General features: G+C 61.9%; 22 protein-coding genes and 1 tRNA gene. 7 read left to right on the forward strand and 16 right to left on the reverse strand.

Features of this window, described 5'->3' with window-relative positions; all coding sequences use genetic code 11:
• Position 1: 1 nt before the first annotated feature.
• The 6 genes from BW09_RS05520 to holA form a co-directional block, all read right to left on the reverse strand.
• Positions 2-74: transfer RNA gene (locus tag BW09_RS05520), tRNA-Asn, on the reverse strand.
• A 128-nt stretch (positions 75-202) separates the two neighbouring features.
• Positions 203-1,246: a tRNA (adenosine(37)-N6)-threonylcarbamoyltransferase complex transferase subunit TsaD gene (gene tsaD / locus BW09_RS05525; protein WP_140462336.1), complete on the reverse strand. Its 1,044-nt coding sequence runs from the start codon at positions 1,244-1,246 to the stop codon at positions 203-205.
• A 2-nt stretch (positions 1,247-1,248) separates the two neighbouring features.
• Positions 1,249-1,854, reverse strand: a complete 606-nt coding sequence (gene rimI / locus BW09_RS05530) for a ribosomal protein S18-alanine N-acetyltransferase (RefSeq protein WP_140462337.1) — start codon at positions 1,852-1,854, stop codon at positions 1,249-1,251.
• Entirely contained in the window at positions 1,854-2,663 is an 810-nt protein-coding gene (gene tsaB, locus BW09_RS05535) for a tRNA (adenosine(37)-N6)-threonylcarbamoyltransferase complex dimerization subunit type 1 TsaB (protein WP_140462338.1), read from the reverse strand. The genes rimI and tsaB overlap by 1 nt, the downstream gene beginning before the upstream one ends.
• A 126-nt stretch (positions 2,664-2,789) precedes the next feature.
• Positions 2,790-3,374 (reverse strand): tRNA (adenosine(37)-N6)-threonylcarbamoyltransferase complex ATPase subunit type 1 TsaE, encoded by a 585-nt coding sequence (gene tsaE, locus BW09_RS05540; protein WP_140462339.1) that lies wholly within the window; start codon positions 3,372-3,374, stop codon positions 2,790-2,792.
• Between the two features lie 85 nt (positions 3,375-3,459).
• Positions 3,460-4,437 (reverse strand): DNA polymerase III subunit delta, encoded by a 978-nt coding sequence (holA, locus tag BW09_RS05545; protein ID WP_140462340.1) that lies wholly within the window; start codon positions 4,435-4,437, stop codon positions 3,460-3,462.
• Between the two features lie 91 nt (positions 4,438-4,528).
• On the opposite strand from holA, the gene BW09_RS05550 reads away from it, so the two are divergent.
• Positions 4,529-5,062 (forward strand): peroxiredoxin, encoded by a 534-nt coding sequence (locus BW09_RS05550; RefSeq protein ID WP_140462341.1) that lies wholly within the window; start codon positions 4,529-4,531, stop codon positions 5,060-5,062.
• Between the two features lie 33 nt (positions 5,063-5,095).
• On the opposite strand, the gene BW09_RS05555 is transcribed toward BW09_RS05550, so the two are convergent.
• Both BW09_RS05555 and BW09_RS05560 read right to left on the reverse strand, forming a co-directional pair.
• The gene (locus tag BW09_RS05555; RefSeq protein ID WP_140462440.1) at positions 5,096-6,796 is read right to left on the reverse strand and encodes a ComEC/Rec2 family competence protein; all 1,701 of its coding nucleotides are present in this window, start codon (positions 6,794-6,796) and stop codon (positions 5,096-5,098) included.
• A gap of 89 nt (positions 6,797-6,885) precedes the next feature.
• The gene (locus BW09_RS05560; RefSeq protein WP_258185002.1) at positions 6,886-7,560 is read right to left on the reverse strand and encodes a helix-hairpin-helix domain-containing protein; all 675 of its coding nucleotides are present in this window, start codon (positions 7,558-7,560) and stop codon (positions 6,886-6,888) included.
• 3 nt (positions 7,561-7,563) lie between these two features.
• On the opposite strand from BW09_RS05560, the gene BW09_RS11110 reads away from it, so the two are divergent.
• Positions 7,564-7,695: a hypothetical protein gene (locus BW09_RS11110; protein WP_258185003.1), complete on the forward strand. Its 132-nt coding sequence runs from the start codon at positions 7,564-7,566 to the stop codon at positions 7,693-7,695.
• Between the two features lie 164 nt (positions 7,696-7,859).
• Here BW09_RS11110 and leuS read toward each other — a convergent pair whose 3' ends face one another.
• From leuS to BW09_RS05580, 4 genes are all read right to left on the reverse strand, one after another.
• Positions 7,860-10,823 (reverse strand): leucine--tRNA ligase, encoded by a 2,964-nt coding sequence (gene leuS, locus BW09_RS05565; RefSeq protein WP_140462342.1) that lies wholly within the window; start codon positions 10,821-10,823, stop codon positions 7,860-7,862.
• A gap of 42 nt (positions 10,824-10,865) precedes the next feature.
• Positions 10,866-11,702 (reverse strand): transporter substrate-binding domain-containing protein, encoded by an 837-nt coding sequence (locus BW09_RS05570; protein WP_161788295.1) that lies wholly within the window; start codon positions 11,700-11,702, stop codon positions 10,866-10,868.
• Positions 11,703-11,886: 184 nt separating this feature from the next.
• On the reverse strand, positions 11,887-12,837 hold the full coding sequence (locus BW09_RS05575) for a magnesium transporter CorA family protein (protein ID WP_044088893.1): 951 nt from the start codon (positions 12,835-12,837) through the stop codon (positions 11,887-11,889).
• Positions 12,838-12,981: 144 nt separating this feature from the next.
• Positions 12,982-13,842, reverse strand: coding sequence for a histidine phosphatase family protein (locus tag BW09_RS05580; protein WP_140462343.1), 861 nt, complete (start codon positions 13,840-13,842; stop codon positions 12,982-12,984).
• 86 nt (positions 13,843-13,928) lie between these two features.
• Between BW09_RS05580 and BW09_RS05585 the strand changes: the two genes are divergently transcribed.
• Positions 13,929-15,173: an SAM-dependent methyltransferase gene (locus BW09_RS05585; RefSeq protein WP_140462344.1), complete on the forward strand. Its 1,245-nt coding sequence runs from the start codon at positions 13,929-13,931 to the stop codon at positions 15,171-15,173.
• A gap of 94 nt (positions 15,174-15,267) precedes the next feature.
• Here BW09_RS05585 and BW09_RS05590 read toward each other — a convergent pair whose 3' ends face one another.
• Positions 15,268-15,672 carry a pyridoxamine 5'-phosphate oxidase family protein gene (locus BW09_RS05590; RefSeq protein ID WP_044088891.1) on the reverse strand — a complete coding sequence of 135 codons (405 nt, stop codon included), beginning with the start codon at positions 15,670-15,672 and terminating at the stop codon, positions 15,268-15,270.
• 232 nt (positions 15,673-15,904) lie between these two features.
• Here BW09_RS05590 and BW09_RS05595 point away from each other — a divergent pair, with 232 nt between their 5' ends.
• The 4 genes from BW09_RS05595 (at position 15,905) to BW09_RS05610 (ending at position 19,626) form a co-directional block, all read left to right on the forward strand.
• Positions 15,905-16,840: a DMT family transporter gene (locus tag BW09_RS05595; protein ID WP_140462442.1), complete on the forward strand. Its 936-nt coding sequence runs from the start codon at positions 15,905-15,907 to the stop codon at positions 16,838-16,840.
• Positions 16,841-16,995: 155 nt separating this feature from the next.
• On the forward strand, positions 16,996-17,748 hold the full coding sequence (locus BW09_RS05600) for a nitroreductase family protein (protein ID WP_044088889.1): 753 nt from the start codon (positions 16,996-16,998) through the stop codon (positions 17,746-17,748).
• Positions 17,749-17,902: 154 nt separating this feature from the next.
• Positions 17,903-18,964, forward strand: coding sequence for a hypothetical protein (locus tag BW09_RS05605; RefSeq protein WP_140462345.1), 1,062 nt, complete (start codon positions 17,903-17,905; stop codon positions 18,962-18,964).
• A 122-nt stretch (positions 18,965-19,086) separates the two neighbouring features.
• Positions 19,087-19,626, forward strand: coding sequence for a peptidylprolyl isomerase (locus tag BW09_RS05610; RefSeq protein WP_044088887.1), 540 nt, complete (start codon positions 19,087-19,089; stop codon positions 19,624-19,626).
• Between the two features lie 163 nt (positions 19,627-19,789).
• Here BW09_RS05610 and BW09_RS05615 read toward each other — a convergent pair whose 3' ends face one another.
• The 3 genes from BW09_RS05615 to BW09_RS05625 form a co-directional block, all read right to left on the reverse strand.
• Positions 19,790-22,114 carry a bifunctional (p)ppGpp synthetase/guanosine-3',5'-bis(diphosphate) 3'-pyrophosphohydrolase gene (locus tag BW09_RS05615; RefSeq protein ID WP_044088886.1) on the reverse strand — a complete coding sequence of 775 codons (2,325 nt, stop codon included), beginning with the start codon at positions 22,112-22,114 and terminating at the stop codon, positions 19,790-19,792.
• A 123-nt stretch (positions 22,115-22,237) separates the two neighbouring features.
• Positions 22,238-22,723 carry a dUTP diphosphatase gene (gene dut, locus BW09_RS05620; protein ID WP_140464803.1) on the reverse strand — a complete coding sequence of 162 codons (486 nt, stop codon included), beginning with the start codon at positions 22,721-22,723 and terminating at the stop codon, positions 22,238-22,240.
• The gene (locus BW09_RS05625; protein ID WP_044088924.1) at positions 22,723-23,016 is read right to left on the reverse strand and encodes a DUF4193 domain-containing protein; all 294 of its coding nucleotides are present in this window, start codon (positions 23,014-23,016) and stop codon (positions 22,723-22,725) included. Before BW09_RS05625 ends, dut begins: the two co-directional genes overlap by 1 nt.
• Positions 23,017-23,154: the final 138 nt, after the last annotated feature.

Raw genomic sequence — 23,154 nt, forward strand, 5'->3', positions numbered from 1 at the left:
GCTCCTGCGGCTGGGCTTGAACCAGCGACCGTCCGATTAACAGTCGGATGCTCTGCCAACTGAGCTACGCAGGAATGCTGTCATGCTTGAGATTTCTCTCGCGCACAAGTCACATATCTTACATGCCGTCTGAAAAAAAGCAAATTACATGCGTGTAGGCATGTCGCGCCTTATTCCGCCGATTTCAGGCATCCGCACGAAATCACATTGACACTTGAGTCAGCGGCATGGTGGAATCGATCGGAAAGTCAGGTGCGCTGGGAGCCACACCGGCTTCGACCAGGTTCACGCCGAGCATGGCGACCATGGCACCATTGTCGGTGCAGAGCTTGATCTGCGGGATGCGTACATCGACACCATGACGCTCGCCGAATTCGAGCAGCTTGGCGCGCAACTGCGAGTTGGCGGAGAATCCTCCGCCAACGATCAGCGTATCGGAGCCATACTGCTCACAGCCGCGCATGGCCTTACGGGCCAGCACGGTGGCCACCGAGTCGGCCAGGGAGGCGCAGACATCATCCACTGGAATCTCCCGCCCTGCGGCCTGCTCCCCTTCCACCCAACGGGCCACGGCGGTTTTGACACCGGAGAAGCTGAAATCATACGGATGCGCAGCTCCTGCCTTGCCCTGGGTGAGGCCCTGCGGCACACGGATCGCATGAGGGTCGCCGTGCTGGGCATGACGGTCGATGTGCGGGCCGCCCGGATAGGGGAAGCCGAGCAGGCGCGCCACCTTGTCGAAGCATTCTCCCGCCGCATCGTCGAGCGTCGTGCCGACCACGTCGATTCTGCGCGGCATATCCTCCACATGCAGCAGCGAGGTATGGCCTCCTGAGACGATGAGAGCCAGCGTATCCGGAGGGAAGGCGCCAAACTGCAACTGGGTGACCGCGATGTGGCCTATGACATGGTTGATACCATAGATCGGCTTGTTCGCAGCCCATGCCAGCGCTTTGGCACCGGAGACGCCCACGGCCAGACAGCCGGCCAGCCCCGGACCGGCGGAGACCGCAATGGCATCGACATCAGCCAAGGTCATATCCGCGTCGGCCAACGCCTTGGAGACACATGGCACGAACGCCTCGGCGTGCGCACGTGAAGCGATTTCCGGAATCACACCTCCATAACGCGCATGTTCCTCCATTGACGAAGCCACCACATTGGACAGCAGCTCGCGGCCACGCACGATGGCGGCCGCGGTTTCGTCACAGGTGGATTCGATGCCCAATACAATCGGCTCGCTCATGGTTACAGCTCCTGTCCACTTCTCTTCTGCCGTTCATCGGCATTCTCATCGATGCACCCTCCGGACTCCGCACCAATCGCCTCGGCGACGTTGGCGCCGCCGGCTCCGGAAGGTTGGAATCCCACGACGCGCGGCTGCAGGTCCAAGGCCATCACATAGGCGTCGATGCCCTCGGGCTGGTAATAGCGTTTGCGCAGTCCGATGCGTTCGAATCCGAAGCCCCGATACAAGGCGAGGGCAGGCGCATTAATCACACTGACTTCCAGCAGCATCCTTCGCGCGCCGGCCGCACGGGCATGGTCTATGAGCGCCGTCATCAGAGCCCGGGCTATGCCGTGCCGCTGGTAGGCTTTGCCGACGCCGACATCCATGATTTCCGCGTCCTCACCGTCATACCAGTATCCCGCGAATCCGCGAACCGAGGGCGCATCGGCATCCGATTGCGGCATCGGTTCCGCGACATCGAACACGTAGGTGCGGCTCGGCAGTTCCAGTTCCTGCCTCACCGAGGCCTCGCTCCATGCGTGGTTGCCGAAGAGCTCCACTTCCAGCGACCGCATGGCGGCAACGGCCTGTTCATGGCCGAGTTCTTGTTGGGTGATCAGCATCAGGCGTTACGCTCCGCACCTTCATGGCCAAGCACATGCTTCAGCGGCGCCGGAATCTCAGCGTCAGGACGGCGGAGATACAACGGTTCGACCGGAGCATCCGGATGCAGGCCGGAGTTCAGCAGCGCCTCCGCCGCGAATATGCCCAGCCCCTGCGCACCCTGGTCGAGCACCGATTCGTCGTCGATATCACCCAGATGCCTGATATCGGCCAGCACGGAAGCATACCTGCGAGCGCCGTGGCCGATCACGTCCACGATCACATCGCCGTCAACGTCGGCGGCGTACGCTTCGACGGCTTGGTTCACACGGTCCACGATGGAGGCCGGATAATCGATGTCCATCGCGATCAGGGGCTTGGCAGGCTCGGGAGCATCCGTCCCTTGATCCGCAGCCGGACTTGAGCACAATTCGAAATACAGTTGCCTGCGGCGTGCATCGTTGACCGCCAACGTCAGCACATGTCGATTGCGCGGATTGCCGAGAGTGCCGTTCTTCCCGCGGCGTATTGCGTTCCATTGCGCCTGCGGCTCGAGTGCGTTCTGGCCGAGCAGCTTGGCGCCGGTGGCGAAGGCGAGCGCCTTGGCAGCCACGATTCCCACACGCAAACCGGTGAAGGGGGCGGGGCCTATGCCTGCCACGATGGTGCTGATGTCCTGTGGGGCGAATCCGGCCTGTTCCACTGCACGTGCGATGTTGACCTGCAGCTTCTCCACATGGGTGCGCGAATCCGTTTCGACGATGGGCTCATGCCCCACGACGCCGACCGTCGAACCGAATGAGGTGTCAATCACCAGTGTGCAACCCATGTATCCTCCTAGCTGTATGCTCACGCGCACTTGGCATTATCCGTACCGAACCTTTAGAGAGTGTACATCGAAGAGAGCCTGTGGGCGCGTGCGTGCGGACGCTGCCCATTGTGGCTCGTTGGTCTCTTATATGGTGAAGCCTTGCCAGCGGACGCCCACTGGTACGAAGGTCACCGTGCGGATGCCGTTGCTGGTGAGCACAGGCTGGCTGTCTTGCAGGCCGTCCTGGTCGCCGTGCTCCCTGATGGCCGTCGGATCCAATGGTCTGCCGATGTGGATTTCCAATCGTTCGTCGGCCAATGCGGTGGCCATCTGTTCGCCCCATTCCATCAGCACCACGGTGTTCTCGCCGGGGTCTTCGAGTTCTTCGTCGAGGCCGAGCGATTCGAGTTCGTCAAGGAGCCGGCCGATGGCGTCCTGTCCGGGTGCGTATGCGGCACCTCCGAGTCGGTATGCGTCCACATGGACCAGATGGGCGGCGGTTCCGTTGGCGAATCGTCCGTCCAGTTCGCGGGCGATGGTGAAGGTGGGTGAGACGATGGGCTCCTCGATGCCCAATCCCGCGCCGAATCCTTGGGCGAACGTGGTTTTGCCGGCGCCGAGCGGCCCGGAGAGCAGCAGCACGTCACCTCCTCTGACTTGGCCGGCCACCTGTGCGCCGAGCTGCCGCATGGCTTGTGCGGTGGATGCGTGTGTCGTGATCGTGTTCATGTCCGGTGTCATCCTCTGTACTGTCTGTGTGTCCGCTGGTATTGGTGTCGAGCGCCTCGCGCGCCTCGGGAGGGTTTATGCCGGTCTATGCCGGTCGTCCTTTGTGGCTGATGTCCTCGATGCAGCGTTCCAGCGCGTAGAGCGGGTCTCCTCCGTTGGTTTTGCTCTGCTCGTCGGCCCACGCCAGCATGCGGATGCAATGGGACATTCCCGCAGAGGTCCAGCCGCCAAGCTGTCTTGCGGCGTTGCGCAACACCCAGGGGTTCGTTTTGGCCTCCGCTTGCGAGATGGTGCCGGATTTCACCGCGGAAGCCTTGGCCAATGTCCGCAGTTTCATGGCCAGGGCGCCGATCAGCGCTATCGGGTCGGTCCCCTGCTCCACAGCGGCACGCATCATGACGATGGCCTGCGACGTGTGCCCTTCAAGCGCCTTGTCGGCGACAGCGAAGCCGGTGACCTGTGGATTGGTGGTCAAATACTGGTTGACACGCTGCAACGCGATGGGATCGTCGTCGAAATCAAAGCACAGCTGCTCACACATCGCGGCGAGTTCGCCGGTCTTGCCGCCGAGTACGGCGACCAGCTGTTGCGCTGCTGCCGGTTCCACTCGCCGTTTGCGCTTCTCGAATTCCTTGTAGACGAAGTTCAGCTGCGCGTCCGGCTTCTTCAGGTCCGGTACATCCTCCGTGCGCGCCCCGGCCTTCACCAGTTGGTCGAGGAGGCGTTTGCCTTTTGCCCCGCCTTCATGCTGGCATATCACCACGCTGGAACCCTGCGGGTCCCTGACGGCCTGTTTGGTGTAGGCGAGGATGGCTTCGGCGAGTTTCTCGTCCGCGTTCTGCAGGTTGTCGACCCTGACCACCGCCACATCGGAGAGCAGCGAGGGGCTTACGGCCTCATCGAATGCATACCGGTCGGCTCCGGTGGCGTCCAGTTCGATGAATTCCGCGTCCGGGCGCGCCCTGAGCGCCGCCGTGCAGAGTTCCTTGACGCGCATGGAGTTCAGATATGAGTCTCCGCCCGGCACCACCGTCACCGGTGCATTCGCTGTTGATCTGGCCATGCCTTCCATCACCCCACATCCTTTGGACAAAGCCCGACATAATCGGTGTCAGCCCCGCCATTGCCCGGTTCCGCGCACTACGATGGACGGTATGAGCGATATCGAACCCCAGGATATGAACAACGCCACTGACGCGGCGACGATGCCCGCACGGCTTGAGCCCGGCCAGCCTGCGCCTGATTTCACGCTGACCGCCGTCGAACCGGACGGCAGCCAGACCAGCGTCACGCTGTCCGCGCTTACCACGGCCGGCCGCAACGTGATCCTGTACTTCTATCCCGCCGCAATGACCCCCGGCTGCACCACCGAAGCCTGCGACTTCCGTGATAACATGGCCCGCCTCGAGTCGCTCGGCTACACGGTGCTCGGCGTATCCAAGGATCCCGTGGCCAAGCTGCAGCGGTTCCGCGAGCGCGACCACCTGTCGTTCCCGCTGCTGTCCGACCCGGACCTCACCGTGCACAAACGGTATGCCGCATACGGCGAAAAGAAGCTGTACGGCAAGACGCACGTGGGCGTATTGCGTTCCACGTTCGCCATCGCCGCCGATGGGCGCATCGAACTGGCACGTTACAATGTGCGGGCCAAGGGGCATGTGGAATCGCTGCTGAAACGACTCGGATGACATCTTCCGCATGGGATTGCGGCCAATGGTGAGTCATGTGCTCCCGTCTGATGCGGTCATATGGAGCATGCGCCGCGTCTCCTGCCACCAGATGGCGAACCGTACCCGGCGCGATGAGCCGAACCGTTGTCCGGAAGGCCGAATGTCCGGTATGGTGCGGCGACGCGCGAATCGGCTCACGGCCATGACGATCACCATGCAGGCGGCTTCAATGAGCAGAATCAGTACGGCGCCGGATATCCCATCCGGCCAGGGCATCACAGACCATGTGCTGCCGCCCAGCCACATCGCCACCCGTTCCATCACCAATGTGCCTGCCGAGGCGACCCAGGCGAGCGCGCCTGCCAACCATGGCAGGCACCATGCGCATGCGAGCGCCATGAGCCCGGTAATCGTCGAGAAGCCCACAACAGGTGAGACCAGTATGTTCGCCGGTATGGAAAGCAACGGCAGCTCAGGTTCCATCAGTATCTGAATCGGCAGTGTGAACAACTGTGCCGCCACGGTCATCGCCACCATCTGTGCGAGGGCTTCCGGCAGCATGCGTCCCAGCGCCTTGCCGATCGGTCCGGCGAACAGCACCATGCCGAGCACCGCTGCCGAGGACAACGCGAATCCATAGCTCTGCGACATTTTCGGTTCGAGGATGAGCGTACCGGTCACCGTCCAGCACAGGGCGCTCAATGACTGGGATCGGCGTCCCAGCGCATAGGCTCCGGCGCCGATCAGGCCCATGATCAGCGCACGGGTCACCGAATCACTGGGATAGACCAATAGGGCCAGGACCAGATACGCGCCGGCGACCGCTCCGGCGCTGAGCTGCCGGCATATCAGCCATCGTCGGCATAGGCGTCGGACCGCTTCCGCCAGCATGATGAAATGGCCTCCGGAGACGGCCATCAGATGCATGATGCCGGATCGGCGGAACCGTTCTTCAAGCGTGGCCGCATAGGTGTCGTCGAGAGGCGAGCCGATGTGGTCCGAAGGCGACACGCTCACGTAATCCTGTCCCAGCACGCCCATGGTCAGTCCCGGCACGAGTACGCGTCCCTGATCGGACAACTGCTCGGTGATCAGGAAGAACGACTGCTGCATATGCTCTATGGCGGTCCGGTACGGTGGCCCATCGGCCATCCGCACGACGGAATCGCCGCCCTGCAGCAGGAGCCATAACGGCATACGCCCGTATTCGGCTTCCTGCAGGGTGCCGGACAAGCGATACGTCGCCCCTCTGCGGAATCGGGAGCAATACGATTCCGCGGCATATACACGGACGTCCGCCGACGAATGCCGGAATCCGCCATCCGCTCCCTGCATGGCAGGCGCAATATCGTTGAGCCGCACATCAATCCGGCAACCGTACTCACTCTGGTCGGAGGTCATGACGGGAGCGGACACCGTGGCATGCACCTGTGTCAGACCACCCTGGTTTCTGGCCCATATCGCCGCAGGGTCGCGCCATTCGGCTGTGTCGGCGGCAATAGCGGTAATGCCACCGATACAGGCCATGGCGAGGCATACCGCGATCGCACCAGCCCAACGCGCCTTGGTATGGAACGCCGCACAGAGCACGGCCAATGTCAGTACCGTCATGATGGCGAAAACGGTTATCGGCAATATAGTCATGCCAAACGACCCGGCAGGGATGTCGATGCGCTGTTGGCCGGACCATCGGTCGAATGCGATATGCGATGCAAGGCTGGACGCCCACAGCGCCAGCGCCACCGGAAGCATGCGCCAGTCCCGACTGCCCTGTTCGCGTAGCATCCAATCCGCTCCGGCGATGGCGGGCGGTGCATCATGCACGATATGCGTTGCGGTGTTCATCGCACCGTCACCTGCCCCCGCATCTTCTCCAGGGTTTTGGAGCCGATGCCGTCGACGTCGAGAAGCTGATCGACTGATGAGAACCGTCCGATGGATTCGCGATGGGCGAGAATACGCTCCGCCATGGTCGGTCCGATGCCGTTGATGGTCTGCAATTGCTCGGATGTGGCCGTGTTGAGATCGATGCGGTGGTCATCGGCCTGCGGCAAGGGATCGGCTTCACTATCGTCGCCGGCGGCGGAACCGGTGTCGAGACCAGGGTTGGAGGGGGCATCGTCACCGGGATCGGTATCACCTGTTCGAGTGTCGCCGTCCGCATCCGCTTCGCCGCCATCCAGCTGCGCTGTGCCGATGTCTGATGAGGTGCCGATGCCTGATGACAATGCCGTCAGATTCATCGACTGCTGCACCAGCAACGCCAAGCTGGCGCCCAATGCCGCGATCAGGATCAGGATCACCGCCAGCGCATGGTTGACCGTGAACACCACGCGTGGCTTGTCCCGGTTCCGTCTTGCACCTTCTGCGACCGAATCCGAGAGCCGTACTCCGATCAGTTCGCCGAGCGGTTTCCGGTCGCGCGCCATTGTGCCGGCCGCTGCCACATCATCGAAGCCGGATGAATGACTTGAATCATCGGATGACGATCTGTCGGCCGCAACCCGATCCGGCAATGGATGGATACCCTCATAACCAGGTGGTGGAGGAATCTCTCCGACGCGACCGGCATCGCGCGCGGTTTGCGTGGCATGCCCGAATCCGGATCCGATGCGATCGAATCCGCCGTGCAAGCCCTGCAGCCGACATGATGCCGATGACGCCGTTGATCTTGCTGGCGATGTTGACGCTGTTGACGCGATACGAAAAATGCCCATGCATCCACGGTGATGGACGCATGGGCATAATGTCCAGCTGAATCGGGGTATGTGGTTCCAGCTTCTGGAGTTATCCACATTGCCGGTGTCGGCCGTCCTTATTCGGCGGGCACGATGGAGACGATCTTCGGCGCCTTGACGATGACCTTGCGCGGCTGCTTGCCGCCAAGACGGTCCGCCACAGCCTCCAGCGCCTGCTTCTCGAGGTCGGCCGGATCGATGTCGACCGGAACTTCGAGCTTGGCGCGCACCTTGCCCTTGATCTGCACCACGGCGGTCACGGTGTCATGGCCCACGTAGCGCTCGTCGGCCACCGGCCACGGTTCGGCGGAGAGGGATTCGGGGTGTCCGAGCTTGTTCCACATCTCCTCGCAGATATGCGGCGCGATCGGTGCCAGCATGAGGATCAGCGGCTCCACGGCGGCACGGGGCACGGACTTCAGTGAAGTCAGATGGTTGTTGAGCACGATGAGCTTGGCGATGGCGGTGTTCGGACGCATGCCCTCCATCTCCACGGTCACTTCGGCGATGGTGTTGTTGAGCAGCTTGAGCGTCTTCTCGTCCGGAGTGTCTTCGGACACGTGCACCTCGCCGGTGGTCTCATCGACCACGTTGCGCCACAGGCGTTGCAGGAAGCGCATGCCGCCCACCACGTTGCGCGTGTTCCACGGGCGGGACTCGTCCAGCGGGCCCATGCTCATCTCGTACAGGCGGAAGGTGTCGGCGCCGTAGTTCTCGTACATGAAGTCCGGGGTCACGATGTTCTTGAGTGACTTGCCCATCTTGCCGAACTCACGGTTGGCGTGTTCGCCGTTCCAGGTGAACGTCGGCTCGCCGGAGGCGTCGGCCGGACCTTCCACGACCTCGTCGGCCGGCACGTACTGACCACGGTCGTCGGTGTAGGCGTAGGCCTGGATCATGCCTTGGTTGAACAGCTTGTGGAACGGTTCGGCGGAGTCCACGTAGCCCAGGTCGAAGAGGATCTTGTGCCAGAAGCGGGAGTACAGCAGGTGCAGCACCGCATGCTCCACGCCGCCGATGTAGAGGTCCACGCCACCCTCGTCGCCGGAGTACTTGTTGTGGTTCGGGCCCATCCAGTAGTCGAACTCGTCCTTTTCGACCATGTGCTTGGTGTCGGCCGGATCGATGTAACGCATGTAGTACCAGCAGGAGCCGGCCCAGTTCGGCATGGTGTTGGTGTCACGGTAATAGGTCTTGACGCCATCGCCCAGATCGAGCTCGACCTTGACCCAGTCCTCGTTGCGGCTCAGCGGCGCCTCGGGGTTGGACTCGGCGTCCATCGGGTCGAAGGTGCGCGGCTCGTAGTCGGGCACGTCGGGAAGGTTGATGGGCAGCGCGGAGTCCGGCAGCAGGTGCGGGGTGCCGTCCTCGCCATAGACGATAGGGAAGGGCTCTCCCCAGTAGCGCTGGCGGGAGAACAGCCAGTCGCGCAGACGGTAGCTCACCGTGCCCTTGCCCACGCCGGCGGATTCGAGCCATTCGTTGACCTTGGCGATGGCGTCATCGACGCGAAGCCCGTTCAGGGACAGCGCGTCGCCCTTGGCCGCCGTAACGTCCACCGAGGAGTTGATCACGATGCCGTCATGCGAGACGAACGGCGCCTTGCCTTCGTAATCGGCCAGATCGTCGCCGGAATCCGGCAGCGGCTGAACGGTGTAGATCACCGGCAGGCCGAACTTGACGGCGAAATCGTAGTCACGCTGGTCGCCACCGGGCACGGCCATGATGGCACCGGTGCCGTAGTCCATCAGCACGTAGTCTGCGGTGAACAGCGGAAGCTTCGCGCCGGTGATCGGGTTTGTGGCGTACAGGCCGGTGAACAGACCGGTCTTCTCGCCGCCCTCGTCCACACGGTCCTTGGCGGTCTTGGATTCGGCGGCGAGACGGTATGCCTTGACTCCTTCCGCAGGGCTGGCGTAGCCGCCCTTCCATGCTTCGGGTATGCCGGCAGGCCATTCGGCGGGGACGTACTGCAGCAGGTTATGCTCCGGGGAGACCACGGCGAAGGTGGTGCCGAACAGGGTGTCGGGACGGGTGGTGTAGATTTCCATGTCCTTGTCGCCATCGGCGGTGGCAACGCTGAAGTGCACGGAGGCACCATGGGATTCACCGATCCAGTTGCGCTGCATGAGCTTGACCTTCTCGGGCCAGTCGATGCCGTCGAGGTCCTCGATCAGACGATGGCCGTACTTGGTGATGCGCATGGACCACTGGCGCAGTTCACGCTGGAACACCGGGAAGTTGCCGCGCTCGGACTTGCCCTCGGCGGTGACCTCCTCGTTGGCGAGCACGGTTCCCAGACCGGGGCACCAGTTGACCGGTGACTTGGAGATGTATGCCAGTCGGAAGTCGTTCAGTATATCCTGCTGCTCCGCATCGGTCAGGTCGGCCCATGCCTTGCCGTCATGCTCATGGCCGGGGATGGCCTTCTCGCCGGACTCGAACTTGGTCACAAGCTCGCTGATCGGACGCGCGGAGCCCTTGGTCCCGGAAGGGTTGGTGGCCTCGTCGTCATACCAGGATTCGTAGATGCGGGAGAAGATCCACTGCGTCCAGCGTACATAGCCGGGGTCGATGGTGGCGAAGGTGCGGCGGTTGTCGAACGACAGGCCCATGCGGTGCAGCTGACGGGACATGTTGGCGATGTTCGCTTCGGTGGTCACGCGCGGATGCTGGCCGGTCTGCACGGCATATTGTTCGGCAGGCAGACCGAAGGCGTCGTAGCCCATGGCGTGCAGCACGTTCTCGCCCTTCATGCGGTGATAGCGGCTCACGACATCGGAGGCCAGATAGCCCAGCGGATGACCGACATGCAGGCCTTTGCCGGAGGGGTAGGGGAACATATCCATGGCGAAATAGGCGGTGCGGCCGTCGGCGTTGCGCCCCTTGCCGTCCTTCAGGTCGCCATTGACGTTGGCGGCCCAGAACGTGCCGCGTTCATCCCAGATCTTCTGCCATTTGTTCTCGATGTCCTGCGCCAATCGGGCGTTATAACGGAAGCCGGGCTCTTCGGTTTGCGTGCTCTTCTCGTTGTCACTCATAAATCAGCAAGGTAGCCGCGTAACTGGACACGTTCCTTTTCGTTATTCATCATCCGAGACGATGGCGCCGGGAGTGCCGTCACGCGAAATAGCGAGCATGGTCTGGTTCTCCAGCGTGCTGCGGGCGTCGTCCCAGCTGCCGTCCGCAACCATGTCCTTGAGTGACTGCGCTATCGTTCCGGCCAACCGGGCATTGCCTTTGCCGACAGCGATTCCGTATGAGACGGTTCCCGCATCCGTCAGAAGAGCCGAGTACTGCGGACCGTTGGCCTGTCGCAGACCGGCCAGCACCACCTGGTCCGAGGCGATGGCGTCGGCCGATCCCGCTTCGAGCGCAGTGACGCACTGGGCGTAGCTGTCGCGTTCCTGCGCCACGGCATCACTATGGTTTTCGAGGAGCATCGATGCCGTTTCGTCGCCTTTCACCACGCAGATATTGCGTCGCCCGAGCTCGCCCACACTGTCGCCGTCCGCGGAGAGCGTCGTACGGTCGTCTGCGCGTACCAGAAGCCCCACGCCGGTGGTCAGGTATGGTCCGGCGAAATCGACCGCGGCGCGGGACTCGTCGGTGATGGCCCAGGATGCCACCACCAGATCGACCTGTCCGCTGTCAAGCATGGATTGACGGTTTTCGGGACGCACCTGCTTGAATACGATCTGTTTGTTCGCGTATCCGAGACGTGACGCCACATATTTCGCCACAGTCACGTCGAATCCCTCGTATGTGCCATCGTGCCACACGCTGACGCCCGGCTCGTCCGCCGCGACGCCGATGGCGATGGTCGGGCCTTCCGGTGCGCCCGATACGGCCGTCACCTGGATCTGTCCGCATCCGGAAAGCAATGCGACCATGCCCGATGCCACGGCAATCGCCCGGATCGCATGCCGCCGCATACTGCGTCGGATGGAATGAGCCGCCCCGGCCCGATCCGCGCCATGGCCTAGGATGTCCCCGTCTTCACGGCATGGGACCGGACGTCGCGACGGCAGCATCAGCACTTTGACCTCATGATAAAAAGACCCTTCACAGCATTCATCACAGCATGCACAGGGCAATCCAAACTCATTTGAACAGTCGGGAGCGGGTGAGGAACCAGGTGACCACGCCGGAGAGCACGATGGAGATCACGATGATGAGCGTGAATCCCCAGGTCTTGTCGGTGAACGGCATGCCCAGCTGTCCGGGCACGAAGTTCATGCCGTACATCGAGAAGATGAGCGTCGGGATGGACAGCGTGATGGAGATGATCGTGAAGATGCGCATCACATTGTTCAGGTTGTTGGACACGATCGACGCGAAGGCGTCGGTCATGTTCGCAAGGACCCCGCTGTAGATGTTGGCCATCTCGATGGCCTGCTTGTTCTCGGTGATGACGTCGTCGAGCAGGTCCTCGTCGTCCGGATACTGCTTGATGCGCTGCAGGGTGGTGAGCTTCTCCATCACGATTTCGTTCGACTTCAACGACGTGGTGAAGTACACCAAGGTCTTCGACAGCTCCATGAGCATCACGATCTCACGGTTCTGCATGGAGTGACGCAGCTTCAGTTCGAGCTTGTCGCTTTCGCGGTCGATGATGCGCAGGTATCGCAGGTACATCGTGGCATTGCGGTAGAGGATCTGCAGGATGAACCGGGATCGCATGTAGGTGTTGAACCCACGGATGGTGCCTTCCATGAACGGGTGCAGCACGGGCGTGTCCTGCATGCAGACGGTGATGATGAGGTTTTCGGTCACGATGATCGACAGAGGGATGGTCTCGTACCAGTCGCGTCCGCCACGCTCCTCCACGGTGGGGATGTCCACGATGATCATCGTGTAGTCGTCTTCGACATCCACGCGGGAGCGTTCCTCGTCATCCAGAGGGGCACGCAGATCGGCCAGGTCGATGCCGGTCTGGGATGCGACGGTGGCGAGCTCCACATCTGTCGGCTCGCTCAGACAGAGCCAGGAGCCGTTCTCGGGTTTCTCGATCTGCTCGACCTGGTTGTTGATTGAGCTGAAGATTCTCAGCATGACGCTCACCCGCCTTCCGCGCTTTCCAGTGTTCTATCGCTGTACGGTCGTAAACCGGAATCAGTCTAGACCCACCGTTCGAATTTGCGCATACGGCGGGTCCGGCACGGACATGCGCATATGAGCATGACACGCCATGCTGTCTCACCATATGACGGGCCGCCAATCCAGCATGCCGGCTCCTCGAAGATCGGACGGACCGTTCTCCCAGTCGGCGCTGTCCGCAACGGCCGGAGTCTTGTTGTATTCGTCGAGTTCGAAGTATGGCGTGTCCACCGGCTGGCCGTTGACGGTATGCCGCACCTTGAGCCGGCACCAGCTGGCATTGCGCAGTCCGCCGAGGGCGTTCATGCCGTTCGGGTCGAGCCCGAGCAGGTTGGCGATGGTGGCGGTGATCCATGATCCGTGGCCGACCAGCATCAGCGTGACCGGGTCATGGCGTCCCGCACCTTCGCCGTTGATGGCCGGATCGGCGATCAGATCGCATACGGCGGCGGCGCCTCGCTCACCGACCTGCGCCCGGCTTTCCACGCCGTAGCGCGTCTCTCCACCGGTATGGTGCTTCCAGGAGGCGTACGCCTCGGCGTCCTGCTCCTTGATCTCCTCGCGGGTGAGCCCTTCCCATTGGCCGAAACTGCGCTCGCGCAGCCTCGCATCGACCCGGACCTCAAGCCCCAGGACATCCGCGAAGGCATGCGCGGTCTGCCGGGCGCGGAACAGGTCGGAGGAGACGACCGCCATGCGCCGGGAGGCCGCCGGAGCCTGCTGCCATTGCCTGACGTCGGTGCGTTCCGCGGCGCCGAACCCCGGCTGTGCAATCAATTCCGGACGCTCGGCCAGATGGTTCACCTTCGCCCAATAGAAACGGCTCGCGAGCGCGAATCCTGTCTGATCGGCCTGCCATTGCCCCACGATGTCGAGAGGCACATCGATCTGTCCCTGGAGCCGGTGCTCGAGATTGTATTGGGTGCGTCCGTGGCGCAGCATCACCACTTCATCGATCATGTGGACCTCCTTGGCTTCTTCCTCCATATCATCATGAGCCGTGGAGACGCTCACCGGACGGTCGACGCTCCTTTACAATGACCGTTGTGGAGATTACCGAACAGACCCTTGCGTTTATAGCCGAACACCGCAATGAGGATGTGCGCGATCTGGCGCTGCATGCCAGGCATGATGCGTCGGTCGATCTGCCGTTCGCCCTGGAGCAGATTTCCGGGTGGCAGCGTGCGCGTGTCAAGCTTCCTGACTGGGCGGGGTGCGAGGGGGTGATATATCCGCCTCAGGTCCCGATGGAACAGTGCTCTTCGCAGTTCACGGCACAGTACAAGGCGCGTGTGGCGTCACGGCTCCTGGCATCATCCGACTCGCCCATGTCCCTCGTGGATATGACAGGCGGGTTCGGTGTCGATTTCTCCTATATGGCCCGCGTGTTCGACACGGCGACATATGTGGAACGGCAGCCGGACCTGTGCGATATCGCCCGGCATAATCTCCCGCTGCTGGGACTGCCCCATGCCGGAATCATCAACGGCGATTCCACCGAAGCGGTTCGGGGACTTGACCGGGTGTCGATGATCTTCGCCGACCCGGCGCGCAGGGATGACCATGGTTCGCGCACCTATGCGATCGCGGACTGCACCCCGGATGTTCTGGCGCTGAAGGATCTGCTGCTCGGCAAGGCGTCCGTGGTCATGATCAAGCTGTCCCCCATGCTCGACTGGCATAAGACGGTCGCCGACTTTTCGGGCTCGGTGCATGAGGTGCATATCGTCTCCACCGGCAATGAGTGCAAGGAGCTGCTGCTGGTATTGGGCCAAGACCGGTGCGACGCGCCCCGTGTGGTGTGCGTCAACGACGACCAGGTGTTGGAGTTCGTGCCTGATGCGTCGAGGGGCAACGATTCTGCCATGATCGCCGCCGAATCGGCGAATCATGCCTCTGATGGCAGAATCGTTGCGGATGACGCCGGTTGGCAGTACCTGTATGAGCCCAATGCCTCCATCATGAAGGCCGGATGCTTCGATATAGTGGAGCGCCGGTTCAATGTCCGTCAAATCGGTCCGAACAGCCACTTGTTCGTCTCCGGACAACCGATTGGCGGATTCCCCGGACGCTCATTCGCCATCGAGACGGTGACCACGATGAACAAGCATGACCTGAACCGTGCGATGAAGGGGCTGACGCACGCGAACATCACCGTACGGAATTTCCCCATGCCTGTGGCGGGACTGCGCAGGAAGCTCAGGCTCAAGGACGGCGGGGACACCTACCTGTTCGCCACCACCGACGCGGAGGGGCATCACATCATCATCCGCACCATCAAGCAACAATAAGGTGGCCAGCGACGTCATATACACGGCAGGCCGCCTCCGTGAGATGCGGAGACGGCCTGCAAGGGACATGGAATCGCCCGCATGGGGCTCGGCATCAGTCCTTGACGATGGTCTTGCCGGCGTTCGGGCCGGAAGCGAGGTTCTGGATCTCAGTGACCTCAAGCACCGGAATCACGGCCGGCTTCTTGGTGCCCTTCTCCTCGGCGATCTTGACCTGGGCGTCGTAGATGTCGTCATCGACGTGCAGGGTGACGTTGCCGCGGAAGCGGTAGCCCTGCTTCTTCTCGAGGTTGGCGAACGCGACGACCAGCGGCGATCCGTTCTTCAGGTTCTCGTAGGTCTGACCGGCGGTGCGCTCGTGGTAGGCGATGTGCGTGTCGTCCAGAACGAACAGGGACATCTTCGGACCGAGATCCAGCTCCCCGTCCTTGGAGATGGTGGAGACGAAACCGAGGTTGTTCGCCACGAATTCCTTGATTTCCGGAGTGATGACTGCCATGGCAAGTCCTTTCATTGCACTGATGATACATAGTCAACAGTAATCAAACCGTACGCCAACCGCCCGGATGATCGCTGTGAGTAACGTCACCTTGCATGAGCACCGGTGCTATACCCCCATCGAACGTGCCGACCACGCACCCCGACTCCAATCCCCGATTTTGACCGGTCGTCCCCGTAACCTGTGACCCGGAGCAAACAGGCGGAAGACAAGAAGTGCAGAGGATATGCCTATGAGTTTGGTCGATCGTTTCAACAGGCTGCGAAGCCAATGGTCACGTTCGTTCCCGCCGAATCTCGCGCGTCTGATGCTCCTCGCATGCGCGGCGTTGTGGGGCGGCAGCTATCTGCTCGCCAAGTTCGCCATGGAGGCGATTCCGCCGCAATGGCTGATGGCCCTGCGCATGTTCGGTGCGTGTCTGTGCATGCTGGCACTGTTCCACAGGCACATCATCCCCAATCTGACGCCCAAGATCATCATCCCCGCCGTGGTGGTGGGCATGACGTACTGGGGCACGATGGTCACGCAGACCGTTGGCCTGCAGACCATCGAACCGGGACGCAGCGCGTTCCTGACAGCCGCCTACTGCGTGCTGACGCCGTTCGTCACATGGATCGTGTCGAAGAACCGGCCGAAGATCATCAATCTCATCGCAGGCGTCGTCTGTCTCATCGGCGTCGGATTCGTCTCTCTCAAACCAGGCGGCTCGCTGTCCCTGGGCGTAGGCGACTGGCTCACCATCGGCACCGCAATAATCTTCTCCTTCAACCTCACGTTCCTCGGCGTATACGCCCAACGGTTCGACCCGATCGCCATCACCTTCGTGCAGTTCGCCGTGGCGGGAACGCTGTTCCTCCTCGGAGCCGTATTCACCGAGCCGACGCCCGACGCCGGCTGGCTGGCTGGCCCGGTGGTGGCCAGCGTGCTGTACCTGTTCCTCGGCGCCACGATGAGCGCCCAGATCATGCAGAACATCGGGCTCGCGCATGTGCCGGCATCACAGGCATCCATCATCATGTGCACGGAATCCCTGTTCGCCGTGTCGTTCTCCGCCCTGTTCTGGGGCGAGCGCATCATATGGAGTTCGATGGTGGGCTTTGCGCTGATCTTCGCCGCCGTGCTCATGTCCGTCATGAAACCTACGCGGCATTCGCTGCATCGCAACTGACGCCGCATCCCAGTGCCGCTCCAAAGCGGTGCCCGCCGCGGCGGAACCGTCGCGCCCGTCGTGCCAGCCACGTTCGCCGCGTTCGCGCCCGCCCAGTACTATGAGGATGATTGTCAGTCGCACCATGCCCGACACCGTGAATTGAGAGGAATGCCATGAACCTGCTCGAGTCGATGAAGGAACGCCATGCCGTTCGCAACTTCAGCGAAGAGCCTTTGGCCGCAGAGCAGATAGCGACATTGTCCCGTCTTATCGACGAGCTCAACGGCACCTACGATCTGCACATCCAACTGATCCATGATGCCGAGGATGCGCTCGGCGGATGCCCCACGCATTATGGACGGTTCTCGGGGGTGCATAACCTCATCGCGCTGATCGGCTCCGACGAGCCGGAAGGCTCCGAAACCTCCGGCAAGGACGATGACGGCACCGATGCGGGTGTTTGCGACGATGGACATCGTCTTGACGAGCAGGTGGGCTATGCCGGTGAACTGCTGGCGCTCAACGCGGTCTCATTGGGATTGGACACGTCATGGGTGGTGCTTCATGAAACCCAGGACCACCATGGTGCGTGGACGATCGGCACCGGACAACGCATGCCCGCAGCCATAGCATTGGGTCATGGCACGCGCCCGGGACGTCCTCATCGCAGTAGACCGGCGGAGGAGCTCGGCACTGTGGCCAATGGAACATATGCCGACGCCCCCGAATGGTTCCATGCCGGTATCGAGGCGGTCATGCTCGCCCCCAGCGCATTGGGCAAGCAACCGGTCCGGTTCGAGCTGCTGGAGGATGGACGCACCGTCCGCGCGCAGGCCCTTGACGGCGTACAGGCGCATATCTGCCTCGGCATAGCCAGACTGCATTTCGAACTGGGCGCAGGCACCGGACGATTCGACTGGGCATGAGACCTCATCGGCATGATGGCATAATGGCATTCCCGCAACCTCGCCATCCCCTGTCCTGAATCATGTGAAGATTATGGAATCCTCATGTAAGCATTCTGTCGTTTTCACCGCGCCTTCAGCAAGATGACAGCAGAACCGCCTACCGTCATACGTTGTGAAGAAGTTTTTCCAAGGTCTTTCCCTTTCCTCGATTGTGGCCGGCACATTGGCCGCCGTCACCTCATTCCTGCTGGCCGCGAAAATCGGCGTCGCCGGATCGGTCATAGGTGCGGCAGCCAGTTACATCGTCTCCGTGGTCGCCACGAACATCTACAAGAATCTGATTACGGCATCCAGCGAGAAATTCCAACAGACCCTCGGCAACTCAGGCAGCGAAGACGCCGACAATGACGATGCGGGCGACGAGGGATCCGGCGATCCCTCCATCGACCAGGATACCGACGGCACCGCGAAGGCGGAGCAGTCCAAGGATGCGGATGCAGATGCCTCCCGCGAGCGTTCGGGCCATGGACCCGCGCAAGGCCGAACCGTCGAACCGCAAGGCGCCGCATCGGCGCGCAGGCCCCGGGAAATCGTCTCCCGCCCCAACGACGGGCATACCTATTCCATCGCCGAGCTACGCAAACACCGCCATGACCCCAAACGTACGGCAGTAGTCGTCACCCTGGTTTCAGGACTACTGACGGTGGCCGTAACCGCGGGAATCGTGATGCTGGTGACCCAGGGGCATGGCACCGATACCGTGGTCTCCGACCTGATCTCCCCCACCACATCATCCGACAGCACCACCGATGACGGCGATTCCACGGTACAGCCCCACCACAACGACCAGAATCCGCAGTATGGGCAATCCGATCAGAACGATGGCACCGGCAACGAAAACACCACAACGGACGGCACGACCAACGATTCGACGAACTCCAACGGCACCGGATCCGACAGCAGCAATTCCGGTACCACCAACGGTTCCGGAACCACAGATTCCACCGGATCGTCGGGTTCGGATTCCACCGGCTCCTCGGGAACGAATGGCTCGGGAACGAATGGTTCGGGAACGTCCGGAGACACCTCCGGTTCTACAGGCTCGGATTCCAACTCGGGTTCGACGTCGGGCTCAACATCCACCGGCTCCGGCTCTTCCTCTTCAGGCTCGTCCAACAGTGGCGGTTCAACCACCGGCAGCAACGAGGGTGTCAGCTTCTCCCCCATCCGCTGATTCGCATATGCCTGCCGGCATGCCATGCCCGCGTCGGCATATAACACCGGCACCGCAGCCCCGCGCCGCCCCACGACATCACCATCAGATGAATGACGTGGGGCAATGTCAGACTGGAACCTATGACTACAGTAATCATGCGCACCTCCGAGGGCGATATCACCATCAACCTGTTCGACGACAAGGCCCCCAACACCGTGGCCAACTTCCTGGGTCTCGCCACAGGCGAGAAGGAATGGGCCGACCCGTACACCGGTCAGCCCTCCCACGGCAAGTTCTACAACGGACTCACGTTCCACCGCATCATCAAGGATTTCATGATCCAGGGCGGATGCCCGCTGGGCACCGGCACCGGCGGCCCCGGCTATGAGTTCGATGATGAGATCGACCCGAGCCTGAAGTTCGACAAGCCGTATCTGCTGGCCATGGCGAACGCCGGCCTGCGTCGCGGCCGTGACGGCAAGGTCCACGGCACCAACGGATCCCAGTTCTTCATCACGACGGTGCCGACCCCGTGGCTGGACGGCCATCACACCATCTTCGGCGAAGTGGCCGATGACGCCTCCAAGCAGGTGGTGAACAAGCTCGAAGCGCTGTCCACCGATCCGATGGATCGTCCGACCGAACCTGCCGTGATCCTGTCCGTGGACGTGGCGGAGTAAGCCAGGTCCACACTGCCTACTGAATGAGGGCTCCGATGTCAATCATCGGAGCCCTCATCGTTTCGATATCCCACAATCGCCTGCATCCGCTGCCCCGACAGAGGGAGAGTCTGTCGAGGAGAGTCCGTCCGAGGGATGCTTCTCGGAGACGGTATCCCGATTGCTACTTCATTTTGCGCAGCCGGGGTTCGGCGGATTCCTTGGCACCGGTCAGACGGTAGACATCGAAGACGCCATCGATCTTGCGCACTGCGGCGAGCAATGTGTTGAGATGCTGGGGGTCGGCCATTTCGAAGCTGAACTGGCTGGTGGCCACACGGTCGGAGCCGGTGGCAATGGTGCCCGAGATGATGTTCACGCCATGGTCGGAGAGCACGCGCGTCACATCAGACAGCAGGTTGCGCCTGTCCAGCGCCTCCACCTGGATCTTGACCATGAACAGACCCTTCGTGCTGGTCCATTCGACCTCCACCACACGCTCCGGTTGCTTGGCCTTCAGATCGATCATGTTCTGGCAATCGGTCCTGTGCACCGATACGCCCTGGCTACGGGTGATGAAGCCAATGATCTGGTCTCCCGGCACCGGCATGCAGCATCGTGCGAGCTTGATCCATACATCGCCCACACCTTTCACGGACACGCCAGTGGAACTGGACGAGGTCTTGCGTTCCACCGGCTTGAGCGGCAGAGCCTCCTGCTCGACCTCCTCGTCCACTTCGTCGGCGCCGGCATCCTTGACCAGATGGGAGATGACGTTCTGTGTTGAGATCTGGCCATCGCCGATGGCGGCGAAGACCGCATCCGCGTTCGGGAAGTTCAGGTCGACGGCGACACCGACCAGAGCCTCGGGAGTGAGCAACGCATTCACCGGCAGATTGCGCTTGCGCATGGCGCGGGTCAGTTCGTCGCGTCCCTCCTCAATGGCCTCGGTACGCCGCTCCTTCGAGAACCATTGACGAATCTTGTTGCGTGCCTTCGGACTCTTGACGAAGCTCAGCCAATCGCGGGAGGGCCCGGCCGTCTCGGACTTGGAGGTGAGGATCTCCACGGTGTCGCCATTGTCGAGCGTGGTGTCGAGCGGCACCAGACGACCGTTGACGCGGGCGCCCATCGTACGATGGCCCACTTCGGTATGCACGGCGTACGCGAAATCCACCGGAGTGGCCTTGGCTGGCAACGAGACGATCTTGCCTTTCGGCGTGAACACGTACACTTCGGCGGAACCGAGATCCTCTTTCAGGGAACCGAGGAACTCGTTGGAGTCTGGTGTCTCGCTCGTCCAGTCGGCGAGCTGCTGAATCCATTTGAGATTGTCGGCTTCGGAAAGTTCCTGCTCGTTGTCGCCGCGCTTGCGGTCGGACTTGTCCGGCGAGCTCAACGCCCGGCCGGCCTGACCATTCTCCTTGTACTTCCAATGTGCGGCGATGCCGAACTCGGCGCGGCGGTGCATGTCCCAGGTGCGGATCTGAATCTCGACCGGCTTGCCGCCCGGCCCCACCACCGTGGTATGCAGGGACTGGTACATGTTGAGCTTCGGCATGGCGATATAGTCCTTGAACCGTCCGGGAACCGGGTTCCACCGCGCATGCACGGCGCCAAGCGCCGCATAGCAGTCCTGAATGGTGTCGACGATGATGCGCACGCCCACCAAATCATAGATGTTGGCGAAATCATGGCCGCGCACGATCATCTTCTGGTAAATGGAGAAATAATCCTTCGGGCGGCCGGTCACATACGCCCTGATATGCTGCTCCGACAGATCATCATTGATCTCGGCGAGAATCTGCTTGAGGTACACCTCGCGCTGGCCCGCACGGCGCGCCACCAGCACCACGATCTCGTTGTAGATCTTGGGATAGAGCACTTTGAAGCTCAGTTCCTCGAGCTCCGTCTTGATGGCGTTCATGCCGAGACGGTTGGCCAGCGGCGCATAGACGTCGAGGGTCTCGCGCGCCTTCCTCTGCGCTGAGGTGGTCTTGACATAGCGCCAGGTGCGTGCGTTGTGCACGCGATCGGCGAGTTTGACGACCAGTGTGCGCACGTCACGGCTCATGGCCACCACAAGCTTTCGGATGGTCTCGGCCTGGGCCGAGTCGCCGACCTCGAGCTGACTCAGCTTGGTGACGCCATCGACCAGCCCGGCCACGGTGTCACCGAATTCCGCACGGCATTGCTCCAGTGTGTAGTCGGTGTCCTCCACCGTGTCATGCAGCAGACCGGCTGCGACGACCACCGGGCCCATGCCGAGGTCGGCGAGGATCTGGGAGACGGCCAGCGGATGGATGATGTACGGCTCCCCCGACTTGCGGCGCTGGGATGAGTGCTGTATGACGGCACGCCTGTATGCACGGTCGAGGATGGTCAGATCCTCTCCCGGATGATGGGCCTTGCACACCTGCTTGATGGGCTCGAGCGGGTTCAGCGGATCGGCACTGATCTCACAGCCCAACTTGCGGGCGGCATACTGCTCGCTCTCGTTCTCCGACATGCCTGCCACCTCCCATTGTGACTTTCATTGTAGCCACGCGCCGGCCCGGCCCGCCGCACCACGTTCGCTGCGGGCCGGGCCGGCTATCATGCATTTGCGATTGATTCGCCCTGTGCCGCCGCCCTACGCCGCAGCGCCCGACACCCCGGTCGAACCGAAACCGCGTTCGGCCCGGTCGGATCCGGGCAGGACGTCGGCGGGAACGAACCGCGCCTCCACATACCGTTGAATCACCAGCTGGGCGATGCGGTCGCCAGGATGGAATTCGGCAGTATGCTCCGGGTCGAGGTTGATCAGCGGCACCTTGATCTCTCCACGATAACCTGCGTCGACGGTACCGGGAGCGTTGAGCACCGTGACCCCCTGCTTGGCGGCCAGACCGGAACGGGGATGCACCAGCGCCACATACCCTGCCGGCAATGCGATAGCCACTCCGGTGGGCACCAATGCGAGTTGGAACGGCTTCAAGGTCACATCGACCGTGGTGATGAGATCGGCGCCAGCGTCACCGGCATGCGCGTAATGCAGGTCGGCCGGATGCTCCGGATCGATCGATTTGACCAGCACCTCGGTGTTTTCGGGCTCGTTGTAGGTTTCGTCGAACGCCATCAGGAGGCGCACTCCTCACACACCGGCTGGCCATCCTCATCCATATAGGCAAGCTGGCTGCGGTGCTTGACGAGGAAGCACTGGGAGCAGACGAACTCATCGCCCTGCATCGGGATGACGGTGACCGAGGAATCCTCGTTGCTCAGATCCGCGCCCGGCAACTCGTAGTCTTCGGCGATGGCGTTCTCGTCATCATCAATGTCGCTCGAGGAGTTCTGTGCGGACTTCCCCAGAGCCTGCAGCGATTCCTCGTCCTCGTCCTTGTTGCGAGGGGAATCATAATCCTGAGCCATCATGGTCCTTTCATCTCACATCTACTGCTGTGCGCGCTCGTTGCCACGCTATACTCGGCCATAGGGTACACGATTTGAAATACATGTAAAGTTCGACACGTGGGGCATACTGGAATATAGCAATGTCCTTGGCAAGGA

It is taken from the genome of Bifidobacterium sp. UTCIF-1, from assembly GCF_006408915.1.
In the GTDB taxonomy this organism is placed as follows: Bacteria; Actinomycetota; Actinomycetes; order Actinomycetales; family Bifidobacteriaceae; genus Bifidobacterium; species Bifidobacterium reuteri.